Source organism: Kitasatospora sp. NPDC088548, assembly GCF_044753005.1.
Classification (GTDB): domain Bacteria; phylum Actinomycetota; class Actinomycetes; order Streptomycetales; family Streptomycetaceae; genus Kitasatospora.
Genome location: NZ_JBIVMI010000003.1, coordinates 157602 through 172557 on the forward strand (window position 1 = coordinate 157602; position 14956 = coordinate 172557).

The following is a 14956-nucleotide window of genomic DNA, read 5'->3' on the forward strand; positions in this document are numbered from 1 at the left end:
CTCCCGTAGCGGCAGCCGCGCGAGAGGCCGGCGCTCGTACGGCTTCACGAGGTTCCGGCGAGCCCGGCGCCCTCCGTGGAGCCGGCCCCGCCCACGACGCCGAAGCCCTGGGAGATCCCGCCGCAGCCCTGTACCGACTGCCAGAGCAAGCCCCATCCCGGCCCGGACGGCACCTGTGCGCGAAACGAGGCCGGTCAGATCATGACCTGCGACCCGTCAGGACCGGCACGCCGATCCCGCGTCCGGACGCCCTCGTTCCCACCTGCACGCCGCACTGGGTTCCGTCTCTTCGACCAGCTGCGGGCCCGGCCGAGGATGGCCGCGAGGTGGAGTGCGGACTGGTAGGCAATGGCGAGTTGAGCGGTTCGCACGGCGAGGCCACGCCACTGGTCGTGGCAGCCTCCTCGTGTCAGCGCTCCCAATAGTCGCGCTGCGGCAGTTCGACCCACATGTCGGGTGGCCCGACGATGGCGCGCGCGTCGGCCAGGCGCAGTCCTGCGAAGGCGCACGAGTAGGCCACCGCGCTGGATTGGTAGAGGTAGGAGGCCAGAACTTCCTGGGACCCGGCCTGTGGGCGCGGTGGGCCGCCCGGGTGGAGGTCCCAGGCTTCGATGGTCCCGTTGCGGGCGATGCTGCCCTGATTGCCGCTCTTGGGGTTGGAGTACATGCCGTAGCAGACGGTGTCGACGGACAGCCGGGCCAGCACGCCTGGCATCTTCGGTGCGTACCCCCACGGCTGGGTGACGACGCAGCCGCCCGGGACAGTCGTCACGCCGATAATTCTCAAGCTGTCGTCCATGTCGTACGCGTAGGGATCCTCCAGTAGTTCGTCCAGGCCGTCGCCTTCGGCCGGCGTCGCCTCCAAGCGACGTATCGCGTCCCCCGCGTCGATCCCGGCTACGCACGCCAGCCCCGTGCCGTCGTAGTACAGCTTTCCCAGCGCCGAGACGAGCCGCCTGCCCTCCCGCGCCGCCGTGCGTTCCGCCTCGGTCAGCCCGCGTTCTTCCTCAGGCATGACGAACAGGTCCGGCGTCGGTCCGGCCAGGCTGAGCCGCCCCGGCGACCAGCCACCGACCAAGGGCCGCCAGGGATCGGCCCCCGCAGCGGCGAGGGCTCGCGCATTGTCCGGCCTGCGGCACAGGACGGCCTCCCACAACGCGGTCGTCCCGCCCGCCAACGCGTCCACATCCGTCACGCGCCGAGCCAGTTCCGCGACGACCTCCGGCGAGCCGAACACCGAGGCCCGGTGCAGAGGCCGTCCCCCGCCCCACACCTCCGGATCGGCACCCCGATCGAGACGCCGCCGGATGCCCTCGTAGTCCTGCCAGCCCTCCCAGCCCACGCCCGCCCAGCCGTCATCCTGATCTGCCACCATGCCCCCTTCAGTGCCGGTGCGGGCGACCCCTCGAACCACCTGCACGCCCAGCATCGCGCAACGGTCTGACAACGCTCCGCTCCCTTGTCGCTTCGGCTGCCGGCTTCGACGTTCGGTCACGTCCCGACGGGGCCGCCGGCCGGGCAGCCGGTGTGAAGAAGAAGAGTGGCTGTCGAACGAGATGTTCGTCCCGGGCTACCACGACGGTTTCGCGCCGTACGGCAAGTTCGTCGCACGCGCCGGGGTCGCCGACGCCACCTGGCTCCTCAACGACCAGCAGGACGCCCTGAAGGAGGAGTTCGCGCACCGTGGCTTCAGCCACCTCTTGCGGTACGTCTTCGAGGATGGTGGCCGGCAGGCGGCTGATGAGGGACTTGCTGTGCCACAGGCTCAGCCCGGTCCTCCGGCGAAGCAGCTTCACGACCTCGACGGGATGGGGTCCGGGGTCGGTCAGAACCACTGCATTGGGCACGTCGTCGCAGATCAGCAAGAAGTACTTGCCCGTCATCGTGACTCCTCGGGCTCCAGGTTGGGCAGCAGCATAGAACGCATATCCGATGACCTGGCCCTCGGCGACGTCGGAGCTCCACTTGGGAGTCGGGCCGGCGACCTCACCGAGGGCACCGGCGGTCGGGGCGGAGGGCGGGGCACCCGGCGGTGCCCCGCCTCCAGCCGGCGGCCGATCAGCCGTGAGCCGCGGTCACGGGGTGGCGGGGACCGAGTCGGTGAAGGTGGTCCCCGCCGAGCGGTAGGCAGCCACGGCGCTGTTGACCTGGGCGGGGGTCAGGACCTGGTCCTTGACGTGGAGGACGTAGTCGACCTTCTCCTCGTACGTACGCGGCGCCGTGGAGGCCTGGCCGGTGAAGTCGATCAGCCACTGGTTGAAGTGGATCTCCATGGGCCGCTCCGGCAGGAAGCGCGCGTCGTGGCGGGCGAACTCGACCCCGTCGACGTAGTAGACGATGGCGGTGTCGTCAATGGTCATGACGAGGTCGTGCCAGCCCTCGTACCCGGCCCGGGCCTCGGTGTGCTGGTTGACGGAGCCGTCGGGGCCGTAGGTCTCCCAGGAGGTGCTGTAGAGGATGTTGGCGGGCTCGCCCCAGCCTCCGTTGGGAAGGTACTCGAAGTCGTACTCGGAGTAGTCGTCGGCCATCGGGGCCTTGAGGTCGTTGATCGCGAAGAAGCTCTGCACGAGGTGGTCGCCGTCCGGGCCGCTCACCGGGGCGTCGGAGAACCGGACCCGGGCGGCGTAGGTCCCGTTCTTGAACTTCATGGCCCGGGTGTTGAGTTCGGCCTGCCGGGTGGAGTCGCCCGTTCCGGCGGTGGTGCTCCGCAGGGTCATCACCGAGTTCGCGCCCTCCTTGGCGAAGGAGACGTTCTCGGGCGCCCAGGTGGCACCGGACACGCCCGGGCCACCGCCGCCGGAGCGAACGTTCCAGCCGTGCGCGCCGATTGCCGGGTCGGTGTGGTCGGTGTAGTCGAAGTCGTCGAACAGCGCGGCGCCCGGAGGCGGCGTGGTCGGGCCGGAGGGCGTGGGAGTCGGGTTCGGGGTGTTGCCGCTGGGTGCCGTGCCCCAGACCGGGACCCCGCCGACACTCGCCGTGACCTTGGACCAGGCCGTGTACGTGTTCTGGGCCGGCCCGAAGGAGTAGTCGTCGCCCTGGTCGAGGGGGAGCCAGCCGGTGCGGTTGAAGCGCAGCTGGAGGTCTCCCGTGTCGGCGCCGGGGGCCAGCGAGCCGGCGGCCGCGGTGAAGCCGATCTCCAGGTAGCGGTCGGCGGCCGCGCCCGGTTCGACGATGCTGCCGAACGTGCCGGTGACGTTGGCACAGCCCTTCACGGCCCAGTCGCAGGAGTAGCTGTAGGTGGCCGAGGCGCTGTCGGCCTTGAAGTAGTAGCGCACCTTCACCTGGCTCAACGCCACGTTCGTGGCACCGGTGTTGACGACCTTCAGCCAGGGCGAGGCCTGTGAGCTGCCGCTGCCGCCGTTGCGGTACTGCACCGAGACCGCTTCGCCCGCCGCGGCGGCCGGCAGGGCGGTCAGCGCGCCGATGCCGAGCCCGGTCGTGACGGCGGCGGCGAGTGCCGCCCGGATCCGGGGGCGCCGGACGGTCGTTCTGATGCTCATGGGGGTTCCTCTCCTGTGGTGGGGGACGGTGCGCGGCACCGACGGAGGGGAGCCCGGTCGACCTCAGGCGGAGCAGTGGGGGTGAGGTGGCGGGCCGCGCGATCAGAAAGTGGCATAGACCAATTTGGCCGTCAACCCCGGTCGGACCCATTAGGCCGGAACCGGACGCGGGCCCCCAGGAGTGGCCGATAGTGCCCACCCCCGGCGCGGGTTCGTCCGAGCCCTCGGCCGGCAGGTCTCCGGCCGCTGCCGCAGGAGACTGCCGTGTCCGCCCTTTGCCACGCCTGGAGGGCGCATGCCTTTCACCCGACACAATTGACTCATCGTCAGTCATTGCGGGCATTCAGGTCAGCCGGTCGGTAGCGTGCGGGACCGGGACCGGGACCGGGACACGCGGGACGGGCCTGGGCCGGGTGGCGTGGCAGGAGATGCGGGGACCGAGATGCGGCATCCTGAGCGTGAGTCGGCCCTGGCGGATGCCGTCATCCCCGTGGTCATGGCGACCTCCCCGCCCGTCCCGTGGAGCTCCTGCGGCGCCTTCGCGGGTGCCGTTGCGGGCGTGCCGGTGCTGTCGTTGCCGCCGTGCCGCGTCTTCCGCCGCGCCGGCCCGGTGCTGAGCGTGTCCGACGCGATCACCGGTTTCAGGACCGCGAAGGATCGAACCGGCCCTGGCAGAGCCCCCGATCGACCTTCAGCGGCAGGGCGGCCCGTGCCTGCGCCACGCCGCACAGAGTAGGGAAGAGAAGAGATGACCAACGCCGACACCCCTGCTGAGACGCCGGCGGCTGCCAAACTCTCGTTGCCGACCATGACCGCGATGGTCGTCGGCTCGATGGTGGGCGCCGGCGTGTTCTCGCTCCCGAGCCGTTTCGCCCAGGAGACCGGGGTGGGAGGTGCTCTGATCGCCTGGGCGGTCGCCGGTACCGGCATGCTGATGCTCGCCTTCGTCTTCCAGACCCTCGCTGTTCGCAAACCCGATCTCGACGCGGGTGTCTATGCCTACGCCAAAGCCGGGTTCGGCGAGTACCTCGGCTTCTTCGCAGCATTCGGGTACTGGGCCAGCGCGTGCGTCGGCAACGTGACGTACTGGGTTTTGATCATGTCGACCATCGGGGCGATCGCGCCGGCGCTCGGCGACGGAGACACACTGCTTGCCGTGGCCCTGTCCTCGGTCGGCCTGTGGGCTTTTTTCCTGCTCATCTGCCGCGGGGTCAAGGAGGCGGCAGCGGTCAACAAGATCGTGACCGTCGCCAAAGTCGTCCCGATCGTGGTCTTCATCGTCCTGGCGCTGTTCTATCTCAAACCGCACGTGTTCGCCGAGAACTTCGCGGGCGCCGACTACGCGGGCTCCCTGTTCCACCAAGTCCGGGGAACCATGCTGGCCACGGTGTTCGTGTTCCTGGGCGTCGAGGGTGCCAGCGTCTATTCGCGGCACGCGGAACGGCGCGAGGACGTCGGGCGCGCCACGGTCCTGGGCTTCCTGAGCGTCTTCGCCGTCTTCGCCTCGGTGACCATCGTGTCCTACGGCATCGCGCCGATGGGCGAGATCGCTCAGCTTCGCCAGCCCTCGATGGCGGGCGTACTGGAGCTGGCGGTCGGTACCTGGGGCATGGTGTTCATCAGCGTCGGCCTGATCGTCTCCGTGCTCGGGGCCTACCTCGCCTGGACACTGATGGCCGCCGAGGTCCTGTTCGTCGCCGCGAAGGACGACGACATGCCACGGTTCCTGCGCGGCTCCAGCGCCGGCGACGTTCCGGTTCCGGCGCTGGTGATGACGACGGCCCTGTCCCAGGTCTTCCTGATCGTCACCCTGTTCTCCGACGACGCGTTCAACCTCGCTCTCGATCTGACCAGCGCGCTGTCCCTGATCCCGTTCCTCCTCGCGGCGGCCTACGCGCTCAAGATCGTGCTGAAGCCGGACTCCCGCACGGAACGCCGCGAAGGGTTCTCCCGCGACCTGGTGGTCAGCGCGCTCGCCACCATTTACACGGCGTTCCTGCTCTACGCGGCCGGTCCGAAGTTCCTCCTGGTGTCCTTCATCATCTACGCACCCGCCACGATCCTGTTCGTGATGGCCCGGCGCGAGCAGGGCAGAAGCCTGTTCTCGCCCGCGGAACTCGTCATCCTCGCGGTCTCGATCGCCGGTGCGGTCATCGGCGTGATCGCCCTGGCAGTCGGCTGGATCAGCCTGTGAACGCCAAGACACACCCCAGACGGAAAGGCCTCTCCATGGAACACCCGACCAGCACGGCCACGTCGGCGCACGGCGTCCACTCCGAGGTCGGCAAGCTGCGCAAGGTCCTGGTCTGCGCGCCAGGACTCGCGCACCGCAGGCTCACTCCGAGCAACGCCGACGAACTGCTCTTCGACGACGTGCTGTGGGTGGAGAACGCCCAGCGCGACCACGCCGACTTCGTCAACAAGCTCCGCGAGCGCGGCATCGACGTCGTCGAACTGCACGACCTGCTCGCCCAGACGATGGCGATCCCCGAAGCGAAGTCGTGGCTGCTCGACCGCAAGATCATCGCGAACGAGGTCGGCATCGGACTCATCGACGGCACGCGGGCCTTCCTGGAGTCCCTGGAAGCGCGCCAACTCGCGCGGTACCTGATCGGCGGCCTGGCCGTATCCGACCTCCCCGGCGATTTCCGCCCCGGCTACATCGCCTTGGCCCGTGAGTCGACGGGCATCCGCGAGTACCTCATGCCGCCCCTGCCGAACACCCTCTACACCCGCGACACAACCTGCTGGATCTACGGCGGTGTCACCCTCAACCCGCTGTACTGGCCGGCCAGACACGACGAGACCCTTCTGATGAAGGCCATCTACACGTTCCACCCGCACTACGCCGGCTCCACGGTGTGGTGGGGAGACCCCGAACAGGACTGGCGGCAGGCGACGTTCGAAGGCGGCGACATCATGCCGGTCGGCAACGGCGTCGTCCTGATGGGCATGAGCGAGCGCACCTCGCGGCAGGCGATCACCCAGGTCGCGGCCGCACTGTTCAACAACGGTGCGGCCGAGCAGGTGGTAGTGGCCGGCATGCCCAAGCTCCGCGCCGCCATGCACCTCGACACGGTGTTCACCTTCGCCGACCGCGACATCGTCACGCTCTACCCGAACATCATGGACGGCGTCCACACGTTCTCCCTGCGGCCCAGCGACACCGCCCCCGGTGTCGAGATCACCGACGAGGGCTCCCGCCCCTTCGTCGACGTCGTCGCCGGGGCACTCGGGCTGTCCGGGCTGCGGGTGATCGAGACCGGCGGCGACGTCTACGCATCCGAGCGTCAGCAGTGGGACAGCGGAAACAACGCCGTCGCACTGGAACCGGGCGTGGTCGTCACCTACGACCGCAACACTCAGACCAACACCCTCCTGCGCAAAGCGGGAGTCGAGGTCATCACCATCGTCGGCGCCGAACTGGGCCGGGGCCGCGGCGGCGGTCACTGCATGACCTGCCCGATCAGCCGCGATCCGGTCGACTTCTGACCGGTGACCTCGCCGGTGGGGTTTCAGGCTTCCAGCCGGCGGCAGCGGGTTTCGCCGATGCGGAGGAGTTAGAGCGGGTGTGCTTCAACTCCCTCGGCCGACGAGGACGACGGACGACGAGGACGACGGACGACGAGTTGCCGCGGAGGAACGGCCTGGCCACTCCCCGGTGGACCCTGCCGGGGATGACCGGCTAGGCCGACTCGGCGGGATCATGGGTGATCAGGTCTCCTGGCTGACACCGGAGGACGTCGCAGATCCTCGACAGGGTCGAGAAACGGATGGCCTTGGCCCGCCCGTTCTTGAGCACGGACAGGTTGACGACGGTGATGCCCACCTGCGCGGACAGTTCGGTGAGCGTCATGCCGCGCTCGGCGAGGAGCCGGTCGAGGTGGATCCGGATCGTGTGGAGTTCCTCTTCGGGCATCAGATGGTCCCTTCGAGGTCCTCTCGCATGCGCACGCCGTCGCGCATGATCTTCCCCATGATCACTGCGGCGAGGCCGGCGAGGACGAGCACCTGCGGCCCGGAGACCGTCGGCCCGGAACCCACGACCGGCGCCATGCTCCCGACGAGCCAGGACTGCGACCAGCCGACGACGAGGCCGGCCAGCGGCGTACCAACGGCGACGAACCAGCCGAGAACGGAGAGCCGTTGCGACACCGCGTCGGTGAACGGTCCCTGCAGCAGGACGGCCTTCAGCAGCCGGGAGAAGAGCAGCAGCGCGAGGGATCCGAACAGCAGCCAGGGCAGTTCGCCCCCGAGGTCGGCGGCGCGCTGACCCACGGAGGGACTGTCCTGGCAGAGGCGCGTGGCACTGCTGGACGCCTCCAGGCCCTTGCCGGTCGGCAGGCTGTCCGGCGCCAGTGAGGCATTGCGCCAGAAGTCCGTCTGTACGCAGACCGCCCCGTTGTCGAGCGTGTGCGTGACCCCCTTGCCGATGAAGGCGAGTCCGCAGAACACCGCCAGCACAAAAGTCACCGAGGCCAGGGTCCTCGTGAGTCGCGTGTTCACCGCATGCCTCCCCATCGATTATCGATATGCCCAGACTAGGGGGCATATCGATAATCGACAAGTCGCGGATCCCCGCCGGTCCGGCCTGGCGGCCGGTCCGCGCCCGCGGTGGCGGTGGTGCCGAGGACCTGCCGCAGTTCCTCGACGGACGGCGCTCCGCCGATCCGGCCGTCCGCGCCGCGGTGGAGCCGGCAGGACACACTGGCCGCGGTGCCGGGAGCGGCGAACGGGTCGCGGCCGTCGACCAGCAGCGTCGGCGAGCCGTGCATGCCCCGGCGTTCGGCCTCCGCCTGGTCCTCGACGACGTGCTCGGCAACCTCCACGTCGCTGCGGCCGGCCAGGGCGAGCGCCAGCCGTTCCTTGAGCACCGGCCCGTTCGGGCAGTCCGGGACGAGCAGCATCTCCACGCGCATCGGCGGCACCTTTCTGGTCGCGCAGTTCACGCTGGACCTTCCGGTCCGGCGGGGTGAAGCCTGATGATCTTGTCGTGGGCAGGGCCGGGACTCCGGGGGCGACGCGCGCTGTCTGTGCCGGGTTCTCGGCGTCTGACTGTTGGCGGGTCAGGCGTTCGCGGTGGGGACGAGGGTGTTCTCGTTGCGGCGGCCGGCTTCGTAGTCGTCGATGTTGCGGGCGGTGGCGTCGATGATCTGGCCGACGGCGGTGTGGGTGAAGTAGGCCTGGTGGCTGGTGACGAGGACTTGGGGGAAGGTGACGAGGCGGGCGAGGACGTCGTCGGTGATGCCGTGGATGGAGCGGTCGGTGAAGAAGACGCCGGTCTCCTCCTCGTAGACGTCGAGGCCGACGCCGGAGAGGCGGCCGGCCCGGAGGGTTTCGACCAGGGCGGCGCTGTCGACGAGGCCGCCGCGGCTGGAGTTGACGAGGATGGCGTCGTCCTTCATCCGGGTGAGGGCGGCGGCGTCGATCAGGTGGCGGGTGGCGGGCAGCAGGGGGACGTGCAGGCTGATCAGGTCGGCGCGGGTGAGCAGGTCGTCCAGTTCGGTGTAGGTCATGCCGAGTTCCAGGCAGGCGGGGTTGGGGGCGATGTCCCAGCCGAGGAGTTCGGTGCCGAAGCCGGCGGCGATCCGGGTGAAGCATTCGCCGATCTTGCCGGTGCCGATCACACCGACGGTCATGCCGTGGATGTCCCGGCCGAGCAGGCCGTCGAGGCGGAAGTCGAACTCGCGGGTGCGGTTGGCGGCGCGGGTGAGTCGGCGGTTGACGGCCAGGGCGAGGGCCCAAGCGTGTTCGGCGACCGCGTACGGGCTGTAGTAGGAGACCCGGGCGACGGTGAGGCCCAGTTCGGCGGCGGCGTCCAGGTCGATGTTGTTGAAGCCGGTGGAGCGCTGGGCGATCAGCCGGGTGCCGCCGGCGGCGAGGACGGTGAGCGTCTCGGCGTCCAGGACGGCGTTGACGCTGCTGCTGACGGCCGGGTAGCCGGCGGCCAGTGGGGCGGTGTCGCGGTTGAGGAAGACGTCCAGGCAGCGGAGGCCGTGGCGGCCGGCGAAAGCCTTCTCCAGCAGCGGCCGCTCGTCGGCCTGTACACCGTAGGCGAGGATCTCCATCGGTTGGTCCCTTCCGGTCGTGAGTGGGGTGCCGGCGGGCACCCCGGTCACGCTGACCGGGCGTGCAGGTCGGCCGGCAGCGCGGCGCGCTGCCCCGGGCGGTACGCGTCGGCCCCCTGGCGCGGTGCACGGTGCGCGGTGCCAGGGGGCCGGGTGCAAGAAGGTCGGGGGCCGGTCAGATGACCGTCTCCGCCTCCAGGTAACGCTCCTGCGGGACGGTCTTCAGCTCGGCGACGGCCTCGCCCAGCGGCACCAGGTTGATGTTGGTGCCCTGCAGGGCGGTGATGTGGCCGAAGGCGCCCTTGTGGACGGCCTCGATGGCGTGCCAGCCGAAGCGGGTGGCCAGCACCCGGTCGTACGCGGTCGGGGTGCCGCCGCGCTGGGTGTGGCCGAGGATCACCGGGCGGGCCTCCTTGCCGAGCCGGTGCTCCAGCTCGCGGGAGAGCTGGGTGGCGATGCCGGTGAACCGCTCGTGGCCGTAGATGTCCTTGGTGCCCTCCTCCCAGTGCATGGTGCCGGGCTCGGGCTTGGCGCCCTCGGCGCAGACCACGATCGCGAACTTCTTCTGCCGGTCGAAGCGCTCGCGGACGACGGCGGTGAGCTTGTCGATGTGGAACGGGCGCTCCGGGACGACGATCGCGTGGGCGCCGGCCGCCATGCCCGCGTTGAGCGCGATCCAGCCGGTGTGCCGGCCCATGACCTCGACGACCATCACACGCTGGTGCGACTCGGCGGTGGTCTTCAGCCGGTCCAGGGCCTCGGTGGCGACCGAGACGGCGGTGTCGAAGCCGAAGGTGACATCGGTGCAGGCGATGTCGTTGTCGATGGTCTTCGGCACGCCGACGATCGGCAGGCCGGCGTCGCTCATCAGCTTGGCGGCCTTGAGCGTCCCCTCGCCGCCGATCGGGATCACCGCGTCGAGGCCGAGGTCCGCGCAGTACCGCTTGGCCCGTTCGACGCCGTCGCGCAGGTGGCTCGGCTGCACCCGGGAGGAGCCGAGGATGGTGCCGCCCTGGGCCAGGATGCCGCTTACCGAGTCCAGGGTCAGGGGTCGGTGGACGCCCTCCAGGAAACCGCGCCAGCCGTCCTCGAACCCGATGATCTCGTCGCCGTGGTCGACCACCCCCCGGTGAACCACGGAGCGGATCACCGCGTTCAGGCCGGGGCAGTCACCGCCGCTGGTCAGCACTCCAATACGCATTGCTTTGCAACTCCCGAGCAGAACCGAGGAACGGCCGGACTACCAGGCTGGGACGACGACCGTCACCGTAGTGGTCGGACCCCACGCCGAGATGGCGGGGAGATGACCGAGGGGTGAAGGACCGGTCGATCCGGACAGAACGTCCGAAAACGGCCGTGAAGTCGAGCATACGGCCCCTGCGTCCGGCCGGGCAGGAGCCGACGCGGGAGCGGCGCCGTCGGCGCCCCCGCGGGGAAGTGCAGCCTGCTGCCGAGGAGGGTGTGCAGCTGGCAGCCCCATTGTCGTACGTCCGGACCCGCCCGCGAACCGGGTGACCGCATCGCGGGCACCCGGGACGGGGCGGACGGAGTGACTAGGCGGGGCGCGACGTGGCCGCGATGCGCTCGGCGCGCAACGCGTCGTACCAGGTGGTGTCGGCCGGCGGCAGGGCGTTCACGTCCAGCGCCAGCTTGAGCAGCAGGTCCGCCAGGGCGGGGTTGCGGGCCAGCACCGGGCCGTGCAGGTAGGTGCCGAGCACGGTGTCCCGCCAGGCGCCCTCGGTGCCGTCACCGGTGCCGTTGCCCTGGCCGACGGTGACGGTGGCCAGCGGCTTGGCGCCCTGGCCGAGGTGGGTGATGCCCTGGTGGTTCTCGAAGCCGGTCAGCTGCGGCAGACCGAGGCGCGGGTCGACGTCGGCGAGCACGTCGCCGACGCAGCGGGCGCCCTCGCCGCGGGTGGTCCAGACATCGAGCAGGCCGAGACCCGGCTCGCGCGCGCCGAGGTCGTTGATGAACTCGTGGCCGAGGATCTGGAAGCCGGCGCAGACGCCGAAGATGATCGCGCCGTTCTCGGCCGCCCGGACCAGCCCGCTGTCGTTGCGCAGCCGCTCGGCGGCCAGTCGCTGCGGGCGGTCCTCGCCGCCGCCGATCAGGTAGATGTCCCCGCTGGTGGGCACCGCCTGGTCGGAGCGGACGTCGATCCTGGTCACATTGAGATGGCGCTGGCGGGCCCGGCGCTCCACGACCAGGGCGTTGCCCCGGTCGCCGTAGGTGCTGAGCAGGTCCGGGTAGACCCAGACCACGCGCAGGCTGCTCTCACTCATCCTCGAAGGCCTTCCGTCACGATCACTCGATGGGGCTGCTGGGCCGGCATCAGCCGGCCACGGCCTTCCGTAGCTGCTGGAAGGCGGTGTAGTTGGCGATCGCCTCGATCCGGCCGGGCGGGGCCATCCGGACGGCCTGCTCCAGCGAGTCCACCACGTGGAACTGCAGCCCGGCGACCTCCAGGCGGACCGCGAGGTCCAGCTTGCGCTGGCCCATCACGAACACCGGGTGCCCGGCGAGGCGCTCGTAGTCGACGTCCCAGAGCCAGGAGGTGTCGGTGCCGTCGGCGTCGAGCGCGTTGACGGAGAGGATGACCGGCGCCGGCGGGCCGTCGATCAGCGAGAAGGTCTCCAGCCAGCCGGCCGGGTTCTTCGCCAGCAGCAGACGGATGTCGCGGCCCTGGTACTGGACCACGTCGTAGCGGCCGGCCACGGCCGTCACCGACCGCATGCGCTCCAGCGCCACCTGCGGGGAGACGCCGAAGACGGCCGCGACGGCGGCGGAGCTGGTGGCGTTGGCCAGGTTGGCCCGGCCGGGCAGCTGGAGCTGGATCGGCCAGGCGCCGCGCTGGGGGTCGATGACGTGGGTGCCCTGGAGCGCCCAGTGCGGGTTGGGACGCCGGAAGCCGCACTCCTGGCAGAACCAGTCGTCGCCGGGGCGCTGCATCACACCGCCGCAGGCGGGGCAGGACCAGGCGTCCTCCTTCCACGCCTGCCCGGCGGCCACCCAGACCACCTTCTTGCAGGAGGAGGCGGCCCAGGTCACCAGCGGGTCGTCCGCGTTGGCGATCACCACGGCCTCGGTGTCCTGGAGGCCCTCGCGCCACTTCTCGGCCATCATCCGGGTCTCGGCGGCGCGGTCGAGCTGGTCGCGGGAGAGGTTGAGCAGGGCGATCGCCTTGGGACGGGTGTCGCGGGCGACCCCGGCCAGGTACTTCTCGTCCACCTCGATGACGCCGAAGCGGGCGTCCGAGCCGCCGGCCAGGGCGGAGGTGATGCCGGCCGGCATGTTGGCGCCCAGGGCGTTGGAGACCACCGGGCCGGCGGCGCGCAGCGCCTCGGCGATCAGTCGGGTCGTCGTCGTCTTCCCGTTGGTGGCGCTGACCAGCACCACGTCCAGGTGGTCGGCGAGGGTGGCGAGCAGATCGGGGTCGAGCCTCAGGGCGATCTTGCCGCCGATCACCGAGCCGCTGCCGCGGCCCGCCTTCTGCGAGAGGACGGCGGCCACCCGGCCGGCCGTGACCGCGATCTTGGCGCGGGCCGGCAGCGAGGCGTCGCGTGCGCCTGTGGGCTCCGATTCGGTGCCTGCCATGCTCAGTGGTTCCTCCTTGCTGCGGCACCGCCCGGGACCGGATAACAGGCCGTCGGACGGCGGGGACGGGGCCAGCCTACCGACTCCGCCGCCCGGATCGGCCCTCCGGACCCCGTGCGGCCAGCTGCGACGGCCGCGACGGCCGGGTGGCGGGCCACCTGACGCCACGTCAGGACGGGTGGTGGGCAAACGGGCCGTTCGTCCGTGGGGACGCTCCCGGAGCCGGGCCGGTTCCCGGCGGGGGAGTGCCGCGGGCCGGGCGGCGAGGTCGCCGTCCGGCCCGGGTGAGGGTGTGGTGAAGATCCGGGGGCGGGTGCTACCCGCCCGGCCGGGTGGGCCAGGGGACGGGGAGCTCCTCGGTGGCCTCCGCCAGGTGCGCGGTGATCACCAGGGTGCCCTCCTCGACCTGGTAGTCCAGCGGCGCGGCGAGCTTGCGCATGGTGGTGATCAGACCGGTGTTGGAGGACTGGGTGACCGCGTACACCGTCTCCACCCCGGCCTCCAGGGCCAGCGCCGCCATCCGCCGCATCAGGTCGAGCCCGAGCCCGCGCCGCTGCCAGGCGTCCTCGACCAGTACCGCGACCTCGGCGCCGTCGTCGTCCCACATCAGGTGCCCGAGGGCGACGATCCGCCCGTCGGAGGTCTCCACCGCGAGCGTCTGGCCGTGCCGGGCGTCCAGCAGGTGGTCCAGGTAGCGGTCGGCGTCCCGGACCGGGCCGTGGTAGCGCTTGCGCAGGGTGTCGGGGGAGCAGCGGTGGTGCATGGCCAGCGCCGCCTCCTTGTCGCCGGTGTCCGCCCGCCGCACGGTCAGGTCCGCCCCGGCCGGCAGTGTCAGCCGGGCCCGGACGTCCGGCACCCGGGGGCCGAGCAGGGTGTCCAGCTCCACCAGGGCCTGGGCGCGGGCGAACTCGGTCGGGGTGAACGGCAGGTGCGGGCGGGTGAGCTCGATCAGGTCCCCGGACGGCACGGGCAGCCGCATCACATGCCCGTCCACCCCGGCGCCGGACCGCCCGCCCGCGCCCGGGTACTGCCGGATGGCGCACTGCCCGAACAACTGCCGCAGCGCGACCGGCAGCTCGGCGGCGTCCAGCGCGGTGCGGGTGGCGAGTGCCAGGACATGCGTGGGAACGTCCACCAGATCGTGTGCGTCGGCCGGGTCGGTCCAGATGTCGTGGCCGCCCGCGGTCGCCACCAGTGCGGCCAGGCCGGCCCGGGTGAGCGAGCGCGGCGCGCGGACGAAGAACTCGTCCACGGCGCCGCTGGGCAGCGGGTGCGACTGCATCGAGACGATGTTCACCTGCCGCTCGGCGAAGGCCGTGCAGACCCGGGCCAGGCTGCCGGGGGAGTCCGGCACGGTGGTGCGCACCCGCCAGAGCGCGGTCGGCTCGAACTCGTCCAGGGGGCCCTGCGGTCCGGGCGTGGCGGAGGGCGCCGGATCGTCCGGGCCCGGTGGCCCGTGCAGCTGGTGGCGCTGTGACCACCAGGTGTGGAAGAGCGCCGTGGCGAGCAGGGCGGCGGCCGAGGCGGCGAGCACCACCGGGCCGTCCGGACCGTCCACGACGATCTTGGCGACCAGGTCGGCGGTGGTCACCGAGAGGAAGACCGCGGCGAGTTCCACGGAGTCGCGGCGCCAGCGGTGGCCTCTGGCGCCGCGCCGCCGGGCACGGGAGGGGGCCGGCGGCGGGGTCCCGGTCCGCCCGGTCTGCCCGGCCTGTCCTGCCTGTCCGGTCTGTTCGGTCGTCGTCAGCTTCTCCGGGTGCTCCATGGCATCAATCTGCCGCCTCGGTGTTTCGC

Annotated in this window: 13 protein-coding genes; 2 read left to right on the top strand and 11 right to left on the bottom strand. The window is 70.9% G+C overall.

Features of this window, described 5'->3' with window-relative positions:
- Positions 1-409 precede the first annotated feature (409 nt).
- The 3 genes from ACIP82_RS06195 to ACIP82_RS06205 form a co-directional block, all read right to left on the bottom strand.
- On the bottom strand, positions 410-1429 hold the full coding sequence (locus ACIP82_RS06195; protein ID WP_400651395.1) for an ankyrin repeat domain-containing protein: 1020 nt from the start codon (positions 1427-1429) through the stop codon (positions 410-412).
- Positions 1383-1883: a ribosomal protein L7/L12 gene (locus ACIP82_RS06200; RefSeq protein WP_400651398.1), complete on the bottom strand. Its 501-nt coding sequence runs from the start codon at positions 1881-1883 to the stop codon at positions 1383-1385. The genes ACIP82_RS06195 and ACIP82_RS06200 overlap by 47 nt, the downstream gene beginning before the upstream one ends.
- A 192-nt stretch (positions 1884-2075) precedes the next feature.
- Entirely contained in the window at positions 2076-3500 is a 1425-nt protein-coding gene (locus ACIP82_RS06205) for a cellulose binding domain-containing protein (protein WP_400651401.1), read from the bottom strand.
- Positions 3501-4248: 748 nt separating this feature from the next.
- Between ACIP82_RS06205 and ACIP82_RS06210 the strand changes: the two genes are divergently transcribed.
- A complete protein-coding gene (locus ACIP82_RS06210) occupies positions 4249-5694 on the top strand; it encodes a basic amino acid/polyamine antiporter (RefSeq protein ID WP_363608182.1) in 1446 nt (481 codons plus the stop codon).
- A 35-nt stretch (positions 5695-5729) separates the two neighbouring features.
- Positions 5730-6992 carry an arginine deiminase gene (gene arcA / locus ACIP82_RS06215; protein ID WP_400651405.1) on the top strand — a complete coding sequence of 421 codons (1263 nt, stop codon included), beginning with the start codon at positions 5730-5732 and terminating at the stop codon, positions 6990-6992.
- A gap of 193 nt (positions 6993-7185) precedes the next feature.
- Here the strand turns inward: arcA and ACIP82_RS06220 are convergent, their stop codons facing one another.
- From ACIP82_RS06220 to ACIP82_RS06255, 8 genes are all read right to left on the bottom strand, one after another.
- A complete protein-coding gene (locus ACIP82_RS06220) occupies positions 7186-7419 on the bottom strand; it encodes a helix-turn-helix transcriptional regulator (RefSeq protein ID WP_363608180.1) in 234 nt (77 codons plus the stop codon).
- Positions 7419-8006, bottom strand: coding sequence for a DUF2975 domain-containing protein (locus tag ACIP82_RS06225; RefSeq protein WP_400651408.1), 588 nt, complete (start codon positions 8004-8006; stop codon positions 7419-7421). The genes ACIP82_RS06220 and ACIP82_RS06225 overlap by 1 nt, the downstream gene beginning before the upstream one ends.
- A gap of 35 nt (positions 8007-8041) precedes the next feature.
- Entirely contained in the window at positions 8042-8419 is a 378-nt protein-coding gene (locus ACIP82_RS06230; protein WP_400651410.1) for an alkylmercury lyase, read from the bottom strand.
- 147 nt (positions 8420-8566) lie between these two features.
- Positions 8567-9568, bottom strand: coding sequence for a 2-hydroxyacid dehydrogenase (locus tag ACIP82_RS06235; RefSeq protein ID WP_363608177.1), 1002 nt, complete (start codon positions 9566-9568; stop codon positions 8567-8569).
- Between the two features lie 175 nt (positions 9569-9743).
- Positions 9744-10769 carry a 6-phosphofructokinase gene (locus tag ACIP82_RS06240; protein ID WP_363608176.1) on the bottom strand — a complete coding sequence of 342 codons (1026 nt, stop codon included), beginning with the start codon at positions 10767-10769 and terminating at the stop codon, positions 9744-9746.
- 352 nt (positions 10770-11121) lie between these two features.
- The gene (locus ACIP82_RS06245) at positions 11122-11850 is read right to left on the bottom strand and encodes a glutamine amidotransferase (RefSeq protein WP_363608175.1); all 729 of its coding nucleotides are present in this window, start codon (positions 11848-11850) and stop codon (positions 11122-11124) included.
- Positions 11851-11899: 49 nt separating this feature from the next.
- The gene (locus ACIP82_RS06250; protein WP_363608174.1) at positions 11900-13162 is read right to left on the bottom strand and encodes a MurT ligase domain-containing protein; all 1263 of its coding nucleotides are present in this window, start codon (positions 13160-13162) and stop codon (positions 11900-11902) included.
- A 316-nt stretch (positions 13163-13478) separates the two neighbouring features.
- On the bottom strand, positions 13479-14927 hold the full coding sequence (locus tag ACIP82_RS06255; protein WP_363608173.1) for a GNAT family N-acetyltransferase: 1449 nt from the start codon (positions 14925-14927) through the stop codon (positions 13479-13481).
- Positions 14928-14956: the final 29 nt, after the last annotated feature.